Annotated in this window: 15 protein-coding genes; 9 read left to right on the plus strand and 6 right to left on the minus strand. The window is 69.3% G+C overall.

Annotated features, from left to right (window positions below):
- The first annotated feature begins 25 nt into the window (after nucleotides 1-25).
- The 5 genes from ACSHWB_RS40805 to ACSHWB_RS40825 all read left to right on the plus strand — a co-directional run bounded on the left by ACSHWB_RS40805 (nucleotide 26) and on the right by ACSHWB_RS40825 (nucleotide 5,526).
- A complete protein-coding gene (locus ACSHWB_RS40805) occupies nucleotides 26-1,309 on the plus strand; it encodes an ABC transporter substrate-binding protein (RefSeq protein ID WP_439658669.1) in 1,284 nt (427 codons plus the stop codon).
- Between the two features lie 72 nt (nucleotides 1,310-1,381).
- Entirely contained in the window at nucleotides 1,382-2,353 is a 972-nt protein-coding gene (locus ACSHWB_RS40810; protein WP_439658670.1) for a carbohydrate ABC transporter permease, read from the plus strand.
- A gap of 2 nt (nucleotides 2,354-2,355) precedes the next feature.
- Nucleotides 2,356-3,177, plus strand: coding sequence for a carbohydrate ABC transporter permease (locus ACSHWB_RS40815; protein ID WP_439658671.1), 822 nt, complete (start codon nucleotides 2,356-2,358; stop codon nucleotides 3,175-3,177).
- Nucleotides 3,174-4,496 (plus strand): GH1 family beta-glucosidase, encoded by a 1,323-nt coding sequence (locus ACSHWB_RS40820; RefSeq protein WP_439658672.1) that lies wholly within the window; start codon nucleotides 3,174-3,176, stop codon nucleotides 4,494-4,496. The genes ACSHWB_RS40815 and ACSHWB_RS40820 overlap by 4 nt, the downstream gene beginning before the upstream one ends.
- A 28-nt stretch (nucleotides 4,497-4,524) precedes the next feature.
- Nucleotides 4,525-5,526 carry a LacI family DNA-binding transcriptional regulator gene (locus ACSHWB_RS40825; protein WP_439658673.1) on the plus strand — a complete coding sequence of 334 codons (1,002 nt, stop codon included), beginning with the start codon at nucleotides 4,525-4,527 and terminating at the stop codon, nucleotides 5,524-5,526.
- Between the two features lie 7 nt (nucleotides 5,527-5,533).
- On the opposite strand, the gene ACSHWB_RS40830 is transcribed toward ACSHWB_RS40825, so the two are convergent.
- Together ACSHWB_RS40830 and ACSHWB_RS40835 are read right to left on the minus strand one after the other, a co-directional pair.
- Complete coding sequence (locus ACSHWB_RS40830; protein ID WP_439658674.1) at nucleotides 5,534-6,367, minus strand: DUF1963 domain-containing protein; 834 nt, start codon at nucleotides 6,365-6,367, stop codon at nucleotides 5,534-5,536.
- Nucleotides 6,368-6,420: 53 nt separating this feature from the next.
- Nucleotides 6,421-7,257, minus strand: coding sequence for a hypothetical protein (locus ACSHWB_RS40835; RefSeq protein WP_439658675.1), 837 nt, complete (start codon nucleotides 7,255-7,257; stop codon nucleotides 6,421-6,423).
- A gap of 346 nt (nucleotides 7,258-7,603) precedes the next feature.
- Here ACSHWB_RS40835 and ACSHWB_RS40840 point away from each other — a divergent pair, with 346 nt between their 5' ends.
- The 4 genes from ACSHWB_RS40840 to ACSHWB_RS40855 are packed head-to-tail and all read left to right on the plus strand — an operon-like array spanning nucleotide 7,604 to nucleotide 10,988.
- Nucleotides 7,604-9,247 (plus strand): hypothetical protein, encoded by a 1,644-nt coding sequence (locus ACSHWB_RS40840; protein WP_439658676.1) that lies wholly within the window; start codon nucleotides 7,604-7,606, stop codon nucleotides 9,245-9,247.
- 60 nt (nucleotides 9,248-9,307) lie between these two features.
- Nucleotides 9,308-9,664, plus strand: a complete 357-nt coding sequence (locus ACSHWB_RS40845) for a hypothetical protein (protein WP_439658677.1) — start codon at nucleotides 9,308-9,310, stop codon at nucleotides 9,662-9,664.
- Nucleotides 9,661-10,548 (plus strand): WXG100 family type VII secretion target, encoded by an 888-nt coding sequence (locus tag ACSHWB_RS40850; protein ID WP_439658678.1) that lies wholly within the window; start codon nucleotides 9,661-9,663, stop codon nucleotides 10,546-10,548. Before ACSHWB_RS40845 ends, ACSHWB_RS40850 begins: the two co-directional genes overlap by 4 nt.
- On the plus strand, nucleotides 10,545-10,988 hold the full coding sequence (locus tag ACSHWB_RS40855) for a hypothetical protein (RefSeq protein ID WP_439658679.1): 444 nt from the start codon (nucleotides 10,545-10,547) through the stop codon (nucleotides 10,986-10,988). Before ACSHWB_RS40850 ends, ACSHWB_RS40855 begins: the two co-directional genes overlap by 4 nt.
- A 214-nt stretch (nucleotides 10,989-11,202) precedes the next feature.
- On the opposite strand, the gene ACSHWB_RS40860 is transcribed toward ACSHWB_RS40855, so the two are convergent.
- The 4 genes from ACSHWB_RS40860 to ACSHWB_RS40875 form a co-directional block, all read right to left on the minus strand.
- Complete coding sequence (locus tag ACSHWB_RS40860) at nucleotides 11,203-12,189, minus strand: NAD(P)-dependent alcohol dehydrogenase (RefSeq protein WP_439658680.1); 987 nt, start codon at nucleotides 12,187-12,189, stop codon at nucleotides 11,203-11,205.
- Entirely contained in the window at nucleotides 12,186-12,860 is a 675-nt protein-coding gene (locus ACSHWB_RS40865) for a DUF2306 domain-containing protein (RefSeq protein ID WP_439658681.1), read from the minus strand. The genes ACSHWB_RS40860 and ACSHWB_RS40865 overlap by 4 nt, the downstream gene beginning before the upstream one ends.
- 98 nt (nucleotides 12,861-12,958) lie before the next feature.
- Nucleotides 12,959-13,624 (minus strand): response regulator, encoded by a 666-nt coding sequence (locus ACSHWB_RS40870; protein ID WP_439658682.1) that lies wholly within the window; start codon nucleotides 13,622-13,624, stop codon nucleotides 12,959-12,961.
- Nucleotides 13,621-14,745 (minus strand): sensor histidine kinase, encoded by a 1,125-nt coding sequence (locus ACSHWB_RS40875; RefSeq protein WP_439658683.1) that lies wholly within the window; start codon nucleotides 14,743-14,745, stop codon nucleotides 13,621-13,623. Before ACSHWB_RS40875 ends, ACSHWB_RS40870 begins: the two co-directional genes overlap by 4 nt.
- Nucleotides 14,746-14,803: the final 58 nt, after the last annotated feature.

Below are 14,803 nucleotides of genomic sequence, written 5' to 3' on the forward strand. Positions count from 1 at the left end.
CCATCCGCCAACTGGAGGTTCTTCGATGGGTGTTCGACCGAGGCGCGCTCTGCTCGCCACGACCCTGCTCAGCTCGCTGGTGGCCGTGTCCGCGTGTGGTGGCGGCGCCGACCCCGCGTCGTCGGGGGACGTCACGCTGGTCGTCAAGACGTTCAGCCAGTTCGGCTACGACGAGCTGTACAAGGAGTACGAGGCGAGCCATCCCGGCATCAAGATCAAGGAGGAGAACATCGGCAAGCTCGGCGACTACACGCCGAAGCTGCAGCAGTGGCTCGCCACCGGCAAGGGCGCGGGCGACGTCGTGGCGATCGAGGAGGGCATCCTCTCGCAGTTCATGGCGAAGCCCGACCAGTTCGTGAACCTGCTCGACCACGGCACCAAGGAGCTGTCGGGGAACTTCCTGCCGTGGAAGTGGAAGCAGGCGTCCACTTCGGACGGCGGCAAGGTCATCGGCCTCGGCACGGACGTCGGCGCCCAGGGCATGTGCTACCGCAAGGACCTCTTCGAAGCGGCGGGCCTGCCCACCGACCGGGACGAGGTCGGCAAGCTCTGGCCCACCTGGGACGACTACCTCGCCACCGGCAAGAGGTTCAAGGCGAAGACCCCGGCCGTCGGCTTCTACGACTCGACCGGCGGCGTCTACCTGAACATGCTGATGCAGTCCGGCGACCACACCTACTACGACTCCGCGAACAAGCTCGTCATCGACTCGAACTCCGCCGTCAAGGACACCTGGGACAAGTCGATCGAGATGGTGAAGTCGGGACTCTCGGCCAACATCGAGATGTGGAGTCCACAGTGGAACGCGGGCTTCAAGAACGGCACGTTCGCCACGATCCCCTGCCCGTCCTGGATGCTCGGCACGATCGAGAAGCAGGCAGGCCCGGAGAACAAGGGCAAGTGGGACGTCACGAAGGTCCCCGGCAACGGCGCGGTGCGCGGCGGTTCGTTCCTCGCGGTACCCACGCAGAGCACGCACCAGAAGCAGGCCGCTGAGCTCGCGAAGTTCCTGACCAGCGCCAAGGGCCAGACCGCCGCGTTCAAGGCGAAGAACAACTTCCCGTCCTCGCCGCAGGCCATCGACGACCCGCTCGTGCAGGACTTCAAGAACCCGTACTTCAACGACGCGCCCGTCGGCAAGATCTTCGGCGAGAGCGTCAAGGCGCTCAAGCCGGTCTACCTCGGCCCGGACAACAACGCCATCGGCGACCGCGTCGGCAACGCGCTGCTCGCCGTGGAGCAGGGCAAGCTCCAGCCCGCCGACGCCTGGACCAAGGCCGTCGACGACGCCAAGCGCCTGGCCAAGTAGCGACTTGGCAGCCGGGGCGCTGCGGAGATCTCCGCCCCGGCCGCCATCCCCACCACCTGAGGACACACGTTGGTGACTGATCTGCGGCCGAGGACGGCCCCACGCACCCCGGCGGCCGGGAACAGGCCGCCCGGCCGGCCACGCTCCCGGCTGCGCGACCGGATCTCGCGCGTCGAGGTGAAGTGGTCGCCGTACCTGTTCATCGCGCCGTTCTTCGTGATCTTCGCGGTCTTCGGGCTGTTCCCGCTGGTCTACACGGCCTGGGTGTCCCTGCACGACTGGGACATCACCGGCGCGGGCGCGTTCGTCGGGCTCGACAACTACGTCGCGCTCTTCGGCGACCCGGACTTCTGGAACTCGGTCTACAACACCCTCGGCATGCTCGTGCTCGCCACGGTGCCGCAGCTGCTGGGGGCGCTGGTGCTCGCGAGCCTGCTCAACCAGAAGCTGCGCGCCGTGACGTTCCTGCGGATGGGCGTGCTGCTGCCGATCGTCACGTCGGTCGCGGCCGTCGGCATCGTGTTCAGCCAGATCTTCGACCGCGACGCCGGCATGGTGAACGGCCTGCTGGGCCTGGTGAACGTCGACGCGGTCGACTGGCGCGCCGACAAGTGGTCGTCCTGGACCGCCATCGCCACCATGGTCAACTGGCGCTGGACCGGCTACAACGCGCTGATCTACCTCGCCGCGATGCAGGCGATCCCGAAGGACCTGTACGAGGCGGCCACCGTGGACGGTGCGGGCAAGGTCCGGCAGTTCTGGAGCATCACCGTCCCGAACATCCGGCCCGCGATCGTCTTCACCGTCGTCATGTCCACCATCGCGGGCATGCAGCTCTTCACCGAGCCGCTGATCTTCGGCCAGGGCAGCTTCGCCATCTCCGGCGGCAGCCTGCGCCAGTTCCAGACCGTGTCGATGTACATGTTCGAGAAGGCGTTCCGGGACTTCGACTACGGCTACGGCTCCGCCGTGGCCTGGATGATCTTCCTGCTGATCACCCTGCTCGGCGTCGTCAACTTCCTGATCACGCGGAGGTCGAGGTAGCCATGCGCAAGACCCATCCCCTCGTCTACTTCACGCTCCTCGCGGGCATCCTGCTCTCCGCCTTCCCCCTGTACTGGCTCTTCGTCGTCGCCACGCGCGCCAACGACGTCGTCGGCGACTGGCCGCCGCCGCTCGCCCCCGGCGGCAACCTCGGCGACAACATCGGCAGGCTCTTCGCCGCCGAGGACGCGCACTTCCTGCTCGGCCTGGGGAACTCGCTGCTGAGCTCGACGGTCATCACGGTCTCGGTGGTGTTCTTCTCGTCGCTGGCCGGTTTCGCGTTCGCCAAGCTGAAGTTCCGCGGCCGCAACGGACTGCTGCTCGTCATCCTCGCCACCATGATGATCCCGGTGCAGATGGGCATCATCCCGCTGTACATGATCATGGTGGAGCTGGGCTGGCAGAACAGGATGGAAGCGATCATCGTGCCGGCGCTGGTGTCCGCGTTCGGCGTCTTCCTGATGCGCCAGTACGCCGAGCAGGCGGTGCCCGACGAGCTGATCGAGGCCGCGCGCATCGACGGGTGCAGCACGTTCCGCACGTTCTGGAGCATCGTGCTGCCGGCGTTGCGTCCCGGCGCAGCGGTGCTCGGCCTGTTCACGTTCATGGGCGCGTGGAACGAGTTCCTGTGGCCGCTCGCGGTCCTCGAGGCGGACAACCCGACGGTCCAGTTCTCGCTGTCGCAGCTCTCCACCACCTACTACACCGACTACACGCTCATGTTCACCGGAGCGCTGATCGCCACGGTTCCGCTGCTGCTCGTGTTCCTCGCGTTCGGTCGCCAGATCATCGGCGGCATCATGGAAGGGGCGGTCAAGGCATGACCACGTTCGAACCCGGTTTCCTCTGGGGCGCGGCCACGTCCAGCTACCAGATCGAGGGCGCGGTGGCCGAGGACGGACGCGGACCGTCCATCTGGGACACGTTCTGCGCGGCACCGGGCAAGGTCGACAACGGCGACACCGGTGCCGTGGCGGCCGACCACTACCACCGCTACCCCGAGGACGTCGCGATCATGCGCGAGCTCGGGCTCGGTGCCTACCGGTTCTCCGTCGCCTGGCCGCGGGTCCAGCCGCTCGGCACGGGCAAGGCGGAGCAGCGAGGCCTCGACTTCTACCGGCGGCTCGTGGACACGTTGCTGGACAACGACATCCAGCCGTGGCCGACGCTCTACCACTGGGACCTGCCCCAGTCTCTCGAAGACGCGGGCGGCTGGCCGGAACGCGACACCGCGCTCCGCTTCGCCGAGTACGCGCAGATCGTCCACGAGGCGCTGGCCGACCGGGTCACGCACTGGACCACGCTCAACGAACCGTGGTGCTCGGCGTTCCTCGGCCACGCCACCGGCAGGCACGCACCGGGCCGCCAGGAACCGGAGGCCGCCCTCCGCGCCGCCCACCACCTGCTGCTGGGCCACGGACTCGCCGCCCGCGCGATGCCCGGCGCGCAGGTCGGCGTCACGCTGAACCTCACCCACGTCACCCCCGTCTCGTCCGCCAGGCAGGACCGCGACGCCGCCCGCCGCATCGACGGTCTGCAGAACCGGATCTTCCTCGACCCCGTCCTGCTCGCCGCGTACCCGCAGGACGTGCTCGACGACCTGGCCCACATCAGCGACTTCGGCCACGTGCAGGACGAGGACCTCAAGACCATCGCCGCACCGATCGACTTCCTCGGCGTGAACTACTACTCCCCCATGCTCGTCGGCCACGGCACGGCGTCGGGCCCGTCCGCGTACGTGGGCTCCGAGCACGTCGAACACGCCGACGGCGGCCGGAGTCGCACGTCGATCGGCTGGGAGATCGATCCGCAGGGCCTGTCCGACCTGCTGGTGCGCCTGCACCGCGACTACCCCGCGATCCCGTTGTACATCACCGAGAACGGCGCGGCCTTCGACGACGAGAAGCACGACGCCGGCCGCATCTCCTATCTGGAGGGACATGTCCTCGCCTGCGCGGAGGCCGTCGCGGCGGGCGTCCAGCTGAAGGGCTACTTCGCGTGGTCGTTGCTGGACAACTTCGAGTGGTCCTTCGGTTACGCCCAGCGGTTCGGCCTGGTCCACATCGACTACGAGACCCAGCGCCGCACGCTCAAGGACAGCGCCCGCTGGTACGCCGGCGTCATTCGAAGGAGTGGCCTGTGAGCGCTTACAGGCTTGATAGGCTGCGCCCATGAACACGCGCCCGCCCACGCTCGAAGAGGTGGCCCAGCGTGCCGGGGTGTCCACCGGCACGGTGTCGCGCGTCATCAACAACGCCCGCCATGTCAGCGACAAGGCGAAGAACGCGGTCCAGAGCGCCATCTCGGAGCTCGGTTACGTACCGAACACCGCGGCGCGTTCCCTCGCCACCCAGCGCAGGGGCGCCGTCGTGCTGGCGATCTCCAGTGACGACCCGGCCCTGTTCGCGAACCTGTTCTTCGCCGAGGCGGTCACCGGCGTCAACGCCGCTCTCGAGGAGACCGACCTGCACCTCATGCTGGTCCTGGCCGCCTCGGCACGGGGCAGGGAACGGTTCGCGAAGATCCTGCAGTCGCGCAGCGCGGACGGCGTGATGCTGCTGGCACTCAAGGAGAACGACCCGCTCTCGAAGCTGGCGGAGGACAGCGGCCTGCCCACCGTCCACGGCGGCCGCTCGCTCGACCGCACCCCGCAGTGGTACGTCGACGCGGACAACCGGGGAGGCGCCCGCACGGCCGTCGAGCACCTGATCGCCACGGGCCGCCACAACATCGCCACCATCACCGGCGAGCTCAACACGCACGCCGGCCAGGCCCGCTACCTCGGCTTCCGCGAGGCCGTCGTGCTGGCGGGGCTCGGCGACCAGCGGGTGGCGCACGGCGACTTCAGCGAGAACAGCGGCGCGGCGGGGATGAAGCTGCTGCTCGACGACCACCCGGACCTGGACGCGGTGTTCGCGGCCTCGGACTCGATGGCCGCCGGGGCGCTGGGCGTGTTGCGGGACAACGGGAAGCGCGTGCCCGAGGACGTGGCCGTCATCGGCTTCAACGACGTCGCCACGGCCGCGCACACCCGGCCCGCGCTCACCACGGTCCGGCAGCCGATCGAGGCACTGGGCCGCGAGATGACCCGGATGCTCCTGCGGTTGCTGAACAACGAGCAGCCGACGTCGCTGATACTGCCCACGGAACTGGTGCTGCGCGACTCGGCCTGATCGCGGCTCAGGGATTCCAGTCCACGAGGACCTGGGTGCGCTCGAAGCGTTGCGCGGCCAGGTCTTCGCGTTCGATCACCCAGAACATGGCAGCGCCCCCGCCTGTCCGGTAGACGTTGAACTCCAGCAGCAGCACCCAGTCGGCGGGGTCGGACGACGGCGTGCCACCGCCGGGCCGCCGGCCCTGCTTCGCGTCCGAGGCCGCGCACAGGACGGCCATCTCGGTCGCGTCGATCCCGTTGCAGTCCGTGCCGTACCCGCCCAGCAGCATGCTCGCGCCACCCCACTGGTCCGACCACACCTCGGCCAGCACCTCGGAGTGGGGATGCCCCGGCATCGGCACGCGGTAGACGGGCGCCGGTGCGTCGACCGTGCCGACGAACGGCAGCGACACGTCGAAGGTGAGGTGGATGTCGCCCTGGGGGTACTCGTCGTAGTTCTCCTCGAAGCTGTCGTCGCAGGCCGGGTAGGACTCGGGGTCCAGCTCCCGTTCCACGACCGCCGCGCCTTCCGGCACGAGCACGACCTGGCCCATGCCGTGCTCTTCCGGATAACCGAAGAACATCAGCTTGCCGTCGGCCGGCAGCGCGAGGTCCGTCGCCTCCCTCGGGAAGGCGGCGCAGTCGATGGTGGCGACCAGGGGGAGGTCGTGCGTCTCGACGTCGGCGGGAAGCAGGATCGGACCGCCGAACGTGCCCACGACCGGCCCGTCCCCGTCCAGCGTCAGCAGCGCCGCCGGCCGGACGAGCCCCATCCACCGCTCCACGTCGGGCTCCGGGATGTCGCGCGCGAGTGCCTCGGTGCGGATCTGGTCGAGGATCTTCTCGTTCCTGGGGTTCACGGGCGGGACCGTAACGCGGTGCACCGACAGTCCTGATCTTCGCCCGTTCGGCCTCACCCCTGCAGCCGTCGGCGCAACGCCTCCGTGATCGGATGCCCGTCGCCGGGGTCGAGCGCGGCGTAGATCAGCGCCTGCACGGACGCCACGAAGAGGTCGCGGTTCTCCCTCGTGTCGTCACCGGCACCGGCGACCTGCTGCGCGAAACCCGACGTCTGCGCGGACACCATCAGGCTGAGCTTGCGCGCCGTGACGCCCGGGCGGAACCGCACACCCAGCAGCCGCAGGCCCTCCTCGTACACCGGGACCCATCGCGTCGAATAGGCGTCGATCATCTCGCGATACGCCTTCGTGGCAACGGACTGCCACTTGGCGTCGATCGTGAGCGAGAGCTGGAACAGCCAGTACTTCGCCAGCCGGCTGCGCATCCGCAGGTCGTGGGTGGCGATCTTCGCGATGAGGTCGGTCAGCTCCAGCGTGCCCTCGCGCACCTCGGGCAGCTCGGCGAGCGCGCGGCGCGGACCGTAGTCGAGGAAGTTGCTCCAGCGCGGTGCCGTGCACGTGTACTTGATGAGGCACATGAAGAAGTTCGCCATGCCACCCGACCCGGGCCAGCGATCGCGGAACGCACCCTCGCCGACGCGGGCGGCACCGGGCAGCTCGCCGGCGCGGCGCACCACGATCTTCCGCGTCAGCCGGGCGCCCGCGAGCTCGTCACGGCTGCGCGAGTTGCGGCCGGACAGCTGGTCGTCGATCTCCTTGAGCCCGCCTTCGAGCAGCAGCATGGTCTTGACGTAGGCCGACCGGCGCGGGTTGCGCGGATCGGCGAGGCTGGAGCGGGAGATGTGCTCCCCGAACACCTGCGGCCAGTCGACTTCGTCGTTGAAGTGCACAGGACCCCCTGGAGATCACTTTCATTGCAGCACAGGGGCCGGGCACGGGCAACGGTGCCGGACCGTCCTGAACAGGAGGATGACGCGGGGTATCTCGAGCCCCATCGTGAGAGCACCGGAGGACCAGGAGACAGGAGACCTCGATGCAGATCACGGTGGAGACCTCGTTGCTGTCGGCGCGGGTGATCGAGATGCTGGTGGTGGTGCTGGCGGCCGCGGTGTTCGGAGTGCGTCGCCGTCCCCGGCCCCCGCGGTGAGCCGGATCATCCACAGTGGACAGGGCCGTCTCGCCGAGGCCGCCCTGCTAGCCTCCACGCCACTCCACTTCGACCTCGCGGGATGACACGTGTTCGACGCTGACGACCTACCTGCCTTCGAGCCGCCGCAGTTCGACGAGCACCCGGACGAGGGCGACGTGGAGCGGCCGCCGTTGCTCGGCACCACGACACCGCCCGCCGGGCTGCACGACGTGGACTGGGCGGCCCTGGAGGACGCCTACGGCACGGCCGACGAGACGCCGTTGTTCATCGAGGCGCTCACGAGCGACGACGCCGGCGACCAGAGTTTCGGCGTGTACGGCCTGTATTCGGCCACCACGCACCAGGGTTCGGTCTACACGGCGTCCGAGGCCGCGATCCCGTTCCTGGCCGAGCTGGTCCGGCGGGACAACCCGATGGCGTTGACGTTCCTGGCCAGGATCGCCGTCGGCGAGACGCATTTCGTGGCACGGCCCGACGACGTCGCCAAGGCCACCAGCCAGTACGCGGGCGTGGTCGCGGAGTTCGCCGCCGACGTCGAGGCGATGTGGAGTCGCACTCGCGACGACGAGGCGTTGCGGCTGCTGGTGTTGCTGGGCCGCGAACCGGAGGAACTCCCTGCCCTCGCACCGGACGCGACCGCGGGTCTGTGCCTGGCCCACGGCTTCCTCGCCGCGCGGGACAACGGCGTCACCCCTGGCGCCACGAAGCAAGCCGACGCCAGGGTGGAACATGTTGCTGTGGCACGAGATCTGATGGCGAACAGCCCGTCGCTGCACGTGCGGGGCGCCGCCGCGGCGTGCGTCGTCTACTCGGGATTCGCCAACGACGACTCGCTCGCGCTGCTGCACCACCTCGCGCAGGGCGAGTACCCGGTGCACGACGCGTGGACGGGCGACCTCGCCGACCTGGCCGCCTCGGCGTGGAGTTTCGGCACGAGCGACGACGCGTTGCTGACGGCTCCGGGGAACAGTCGGCCGAACCTGCACTCGCGGCTGCTCGAACGGGTGGCAAGGCAGTTCCGCCCCAGTGGCGAGGTCTACCGCCCGCTGTCGCCGGACGAGCTGACGGCGGCGCAGCGCACGACCCTGGAGACCGCGCTGCGCTCCTCCCTGGAGACGATCACCGGCGCGGACGTGGACTACCTGTGGGTCGACGTGCCAGGGACGGTGGCCGCCGCACACCGGCTGCTCGGCACCGCGACCGGCGAACTGAGCCGGCGCACGTCGCGGGGTCTGCTGTGGTTCGTGCTGGAGGACGGTCTGCTCGCCAGGGACGACAGGGAGTCCGCACTCGCCGCCCTGGCCGAGGTGGACGCGTGGGCCGCGCTCGGCGAGGTGTTCGCCGGTCGGCGGCCGGACAGCACCGAGGAGTCGATCAGCCTGACCGTGCGCCACTTCCACGGCGACGAACGCGAGAACGCGGTGACGCTCGCACTGTGCTCGGTCTTCGCCGACGCACTGAGCGCTCATCGCATTCAGGCGGAGGCGTTCCTCGACGGGTGGCTACCCCAAGTGTCCGAAGTGGACGGATACGACCTGGCGTTCAAGGTCCCCGGTCAGCGCATCGGCACGGCACTGGCGGCGCTGGTCCGTTCGGGCGAGCTGCCGGAGCGCTTTCATCCCATGATCAAGCCATACCACCGCTTTCCGGAGTACTCCACGGTTCCGTTGCCGCTGCTGCGCGAACTGGAGGAGGTGCTCCCGGCGCACGCGCGATCGCTGACAACGTGATTGGAACCTTTTCTCCAAATCCGACGGATCCGCACATTGCCGTCATGCATCATGACCGCCATGGGTGAGAAGTTCCACGTCGTGCCGGATGAGCTGCGCGGCTACAGCGGGCTGCTCGAACGTCAGGCAGAGCACTTCCTGACGATCCGGGAGCACGCGATCTCCAAGGGTGGGGACACGTCCGGGTTCACCGGGCTGCTGTCGCTGCTGGACCCCGTCGTGACCGGGGTCGCGCAGCTCTACGGCGAGACGCTGGACGCCGCCAGCAAGAAGATGGGCCAGGACGCCGAGTCGCTGGTGAAGTCGGCCGACGTCTACGAGAAGGCGGACGCGGTCGGGGTCTGCCTGATCGACACCGCGGGCGGCAAGATGGAGGCCCCGTCCTGGCTCGAGCGGTTCCTGGGGGTGAACGAATGACCGGCGGGGTCAGCAACGGCTACCAGGACATCGAGGATCCGAACGTCGCTCTGCGCGCCACGCCGGACAACCGGCCGGGCCGGCAGACCGTCAAGGAGCTGATCGAGGCCGCCGGGTGGAAGATCCAGGGCGTCAACTGGATCTACCAGCAGGTCACCGGCGACGACCTGGTGCGCGACCTGGTCATGCCGCTGGCGGGCGACTTCGAGAAGATCGACGCGAACGCCGCCGCGTGGGACCGGATCGCCAAGGCGCTGGACAACGTGCGGCACAACGTCAACAACGGCATCGGCGAGCTCTCGCCGAGCTGGGACGGTGGCGCCGCGCAGAGCTTCGAGAACCGCATGCGCCGCACCTGGACCACGGCCATCGAATGGGACTCGCAGGTCGCGAAGTTCATCGGCGACCGCTTCAAGAACATGGCGAGCTCCTGCCGTTCGGCCGCGAAGCTCGCGCTCACCCTGCTCGACAAGATCTGCGACAAGCTGATGAAGGCCGCGATGACGGCGTGGATCCCGCTCGTCGGCTGGGGCCGTGCCGTGTGGATGGTCTACGACGTGGTCAACATCGTCGACCAGGTGCGCAAGCTCATCCAGTCCATGCAGACGCTCATCGAGGGCGTCCAGGGCATGATCAACGGCATCAAGCTGATGGGCACCGCACTGTCGCGGATCCCCGATGTGCGCGACGTCAACGACTTCTTCGACGTGGTCGACACGTGGCAGGACGGCACGGAGAAGTTCGGCGACGGCACGGCCGCCGTGGGCAGCGGCGCGTGGGGCATGGCCAAGAGCGGGTACAAGGCGCGCGGCAAGTACATCGACGCGGCGAAGGAAGAGCGCTGGGCCGAACCCAGCACGTCGAGCTCGGGCGGTGGGGAATGACGTTCCCGTACGACAGCGCGCGCCAGCAGTTGCAGACGTGGCAACAGGATCTCGACGCCAGGGGCGCCCGGCTGGAGAAGGTCGCGCTGGAGGCGTCAAGGGTGCAGACCCGCGGCGCCGACCTGTCCCCCGCGGACATCGCCGCGATCGAGAAGTTCGCCAAGTCGAAGGACGCGCCGAACGCGCTGAAGGACCTGCAGCGCAAGGTCGACTCGGGCGCGATGTCCTGGCAGGACATCGCGTCCGGCCGGGCCGTCAACGATCCCGACGTGCAACGCGCGATGCAGACCAGCATGCCGTCGCTCAAGCGCGCGTACACGGCGATCAAGGAGGGCCAGAACCTCGACGACGTCATCACGGCGGGTCAGCAGCGCACCAGGCCGTCACGTGGTGACTTCGACGACGACATGCCGAGCGACTTCACCGAGGACGCCTTCTAAGCACCTGACCGGAAGTCCTGTCCGAAACCACGGGCTACGCCCACCCCGAACTTGAGCGTGCCCGGCTCAAGTCTAGAACCGCACGCGGGGACCTTTCGTACTGTCAGAGCACACGCGGGGACCCCGCGTACCGCAAAAAAGGGCGTGCCGGGCCCCTTGTGACCCATCGGGAACTGGACCCGACGGGCCCGGGACAGAACTTCTCGCCGTGTGCTTAGACGGTGATGACGACCTTCGCGCGGGGGTGTTCGGTCTCGACGTACCGGATCGCCTCGGGCACCTCGCCCAGCGAGTAGGTGCGGTCGACGACCGGCGTGAGGCCACCCGACTCAGCGAGGCGCCGCAGCGTCGCGAGGATCTCCGCGTCGGGCGCCGTGGTCAGCACGAGCACCCGGTCGCGCACGAACGGAGCCTGCAGCTTCGCCCTGACCATGAGCCACATGGGCCCGGCGAGGCTGCCTCCGCTGAACACTCCCCCACCGGACAGCACGATCGTCCCGCCAGGGGCGAGCGCGCGCCGCAGCCCGGTCAGCGAGTGGTTGCCGACCAGGTCGAGGACGAGGTCGTAGCGCTGGCCGCTCCTGGTGAAGTCAGCCTCGGTGTAGTCGACGACGTGGTCGGCACCGAGCGACGAAACCAGTTCGACGTTCCTCGTGCGGCACACACCGGTCACGGTGGCGCCCATGGACTTCGCGATCTGCACGGCGAACGTGCCGACACCGCCGGACGCCCCGTTGACCAGGACGTGCTGGCCCGGCCGGAGCTTTCCGCTGTCGCGCAGTCCTTTCAGCGCGGTGAGACCGGCCAGCGGCACCGCGGCGGCCTGCTCGAACGTCAGGTTGGCCGGTTTGGTCTCCACCAGGTCCTCCGGCACGGACACGTACTCGGCGAACGCCCCGTCGGCGGTGCCGAGGTCGCCGTACACCTCGTCACCGGGCCGGAAGCGCCGCACGTCGCGGCCCACCGCCTCCACCGTGCCCGCGAAGTCGCGGCCGCGGATCTTCGCTCTAGGACCGGTGAGCCCGATACCGGAAACCCGTGCCAGGTAGGGGTCTCCACGCATGACGTGCCAGTCGTACGCGTTGACCGAGGCCGCGCGGACCCGCACGAGCACCTCGCTGCCCGAGGCCGCGGGCGGCTCCACGTCGCGGAACTCCAGCACGTCCGGTGATCCGTACCGGTCCTGGACGATCGCCTTCATCGGGACTCCCTGAGCGCGGCGCGGACCTGGACGGTCGCGCGGGACGGTTTCACCTGGCGGCGGATGATCCACTCGGCCACGGCGAGGTTGATGAGCCAAGAAGCCAGCATCAGCAACGCCTTGCTGAGCCGGTCGGGCGTGCCGACGGCCACGAGCCACGCGCTGAGCGTCACGGCCTGGGTGCCCGCGCCGAGCCCGATCGCGAAACCGCGGATCATCCAGGCGCGGTGCCCGGTGACGTCCCGGCGGCGGATCGCGGCGAACCCGAGGGCGATGAACGCCACCCACGCCGTGCCGAACACCAGCCGGGTGCCGGTGAGCAGGACGCCCACGTCGTCGGGCTTCGGGTAGAACACGGTCATCCACAGACCGGACAACGCTCCCAGAAGTCCACAAAGGACCAGGATGCGCCCTGCCGTTCGGTGCCAGGACGGTCTGCTGCGGCGGAAGCCGGGAGAGAACTGGAAGGCCCCGAGGACGCAGTACACGCTCGCGGTGATGGCGTGCACCACCACGGGCACGGGCGAGGCGAAGAACCGCGCGTTGTCCGGCGTGATCTCCGCGCCACCGCCGAGCTCGCCCAGCCGGAGAGCGCCACCGAGCACCGGGATCACGCTGAACAGGATGATCGCGGCGGGGATCAGCTTGTCCCACTTGGTCGAGGAGGTCATGCACAGATCGTGGCGCGCGCAGGGGTGCCGGCTCATCGGCAGAAGGGCTTCGACCGTCCTGGCCGATGGTGCGCCGCGGTCGTCGTACTTTCGGCTGACTACGTGCGGAACCCGCTGCGGACGCGTTTGGTCTCGTAGGCCCAGATGGCCATCTCGACGCGGTTCCTGACCCCGATCTTGGCCATCAGGCTGGCGATGTGGGACTTGACCGTGCTGAGCGTGATGTAGAGCTCCTTGGCGACCTCGCTGTTGGTGCGCCCTCCCGCGACGGCCGCGAGGACCTGCTCCTCCCGTTCGGTGAGCGGCTCGATCGGCTGCACCACCCGGCCGGGCTCGACGTCCGTGAACGCCTCGATCAGCCGGGCGGTGACGCTGGGAGCGATCAGGGCGTCACCGGACGCCGCGGCGTGCACGGCCTGGGCGAGCAGGGCGGGTCCGGCGTCCTTGAGCAGGAAACCCCTGGCGCCGGCGCGAAGCGCGGCGTAGACGTACTCGTCGAGGTCGAACGTGGTGATCACGACGACGGCGATCGGGTCGGCGACACCCGGCCCGGCGAGCAGGCGGGTGGCCTCGATGCCGTCGATGCCGGGCATCCGGATGTCGAACAGACACACGTCGGGACGCAGGCTCCTGGCCAGTTCCACGGCCTGTCGTCCGTCCGGCGCCGCGCCGACGACCTCGATGCCCGGCTGGGCGTCGAGGATCATCGACAGTCCGGTGCGGACGATCTCCTGGTCGTCGGCGACGACGACTCTGACGCTCATCGGCCCACCGCCAGCGGCAGCACGGCCGTGACGGTCCAGCCCCGGCCGGGGTCCGGGCCCGCCTCGCAGCTGCCGCCGAGCAGTTCGGCGCGCTCCGTCATGCCGATCAACCCGTGCCCTGGCACGACATTGCCTCCGGTGTCCCCGTCATCGCTCACCCTCACGTGCACCGACGAGTCACCGACGACCACCCGCACCTCGATGCGGGTGGCGTGCCGGGCGTGCCGCCGCGCGTTGGTGACGGACTCCTGGGTGAGCCGGTAGATCGCGGTTCCCACCGACTTCGGGAGGTCGTCGACCGGCCCGTCGATCAGCACGTCCACCTCGGGTCCTGGCCTGCCGGGACTCGCCAGCAGTGCGACGTCGGCGACGGTCGGGCTGGGTGCGAGGTCCGCGGACTCGTTGTGCCGCAAGGCACGCACCATCGTGCGCATCTCGGCGAGCGCCCGCGACGCCTCCGACTCGATCAACCCGAGTGCCTCCGTCGCCGCCTCCGGCCGGGACGCCGCGGTCGCGAGCCCCGCCTGGGCCCGGATCGCCATCGCCGACACGTGGTGCGCCACCGTGTCGTGCAGATCCCGTGCCAGCCGTTCCCGTTCGAGCAGCTTGACCTGGTCGAGTTCCCTGGCTCGCGCCCGGCCCCGGTACCGCACAGCGGCTCCGACCGCGCAGGCCGTCCCCAGCACGGCGCTTCCGCTCCCTGCCTCGCCCACGCTGATGAACCCGAGCGCCGCCGACAGCCCGACCTTGCCGAGCATGATCGCGAGCCCGATCACCGCCTCGCGCCCGGAACCCCACCGGAACAACGAGAACGGGAAGAGCAGCATGAACACCGTCACGTTGAGCTCGGGCTCGCCCCAGAACACCAGCGACGCGACCGCGGCCACGCCGAACGCGAGGGCGACGGCGACCAGCGGCCTGCTGCGGCGCAGCAACAGCAGGGGCAGCAGCACCACCGTCACGGCCAACGCGCCGGCCCGCGAGCTCAGGTCCGTCCGCAGCACCGTCTCCAGCACCGCGACCAGGAGGAGCACGGCGACGAGCGCCCAGTCCCACCACAGTCTCGCCGCCGCGCGCGCCGGCGGCGGTTCTTCCCACACCGACCGCAGAAGGGCGAACACGGGCTCATCGTACGAGTTCGCGAGACGCGGCGGACCAGCCCGAAGTACGAGACGGGCG

It is taken from the genome of Lentzea sp. HUAS TT2 (genome assembly GCF_051853195.1).
Lineage (GTDB): Bacteria > Actinomycetota > Actinomycetes > Mycobacteriales > Pseudonocardiaceae > Lentzea.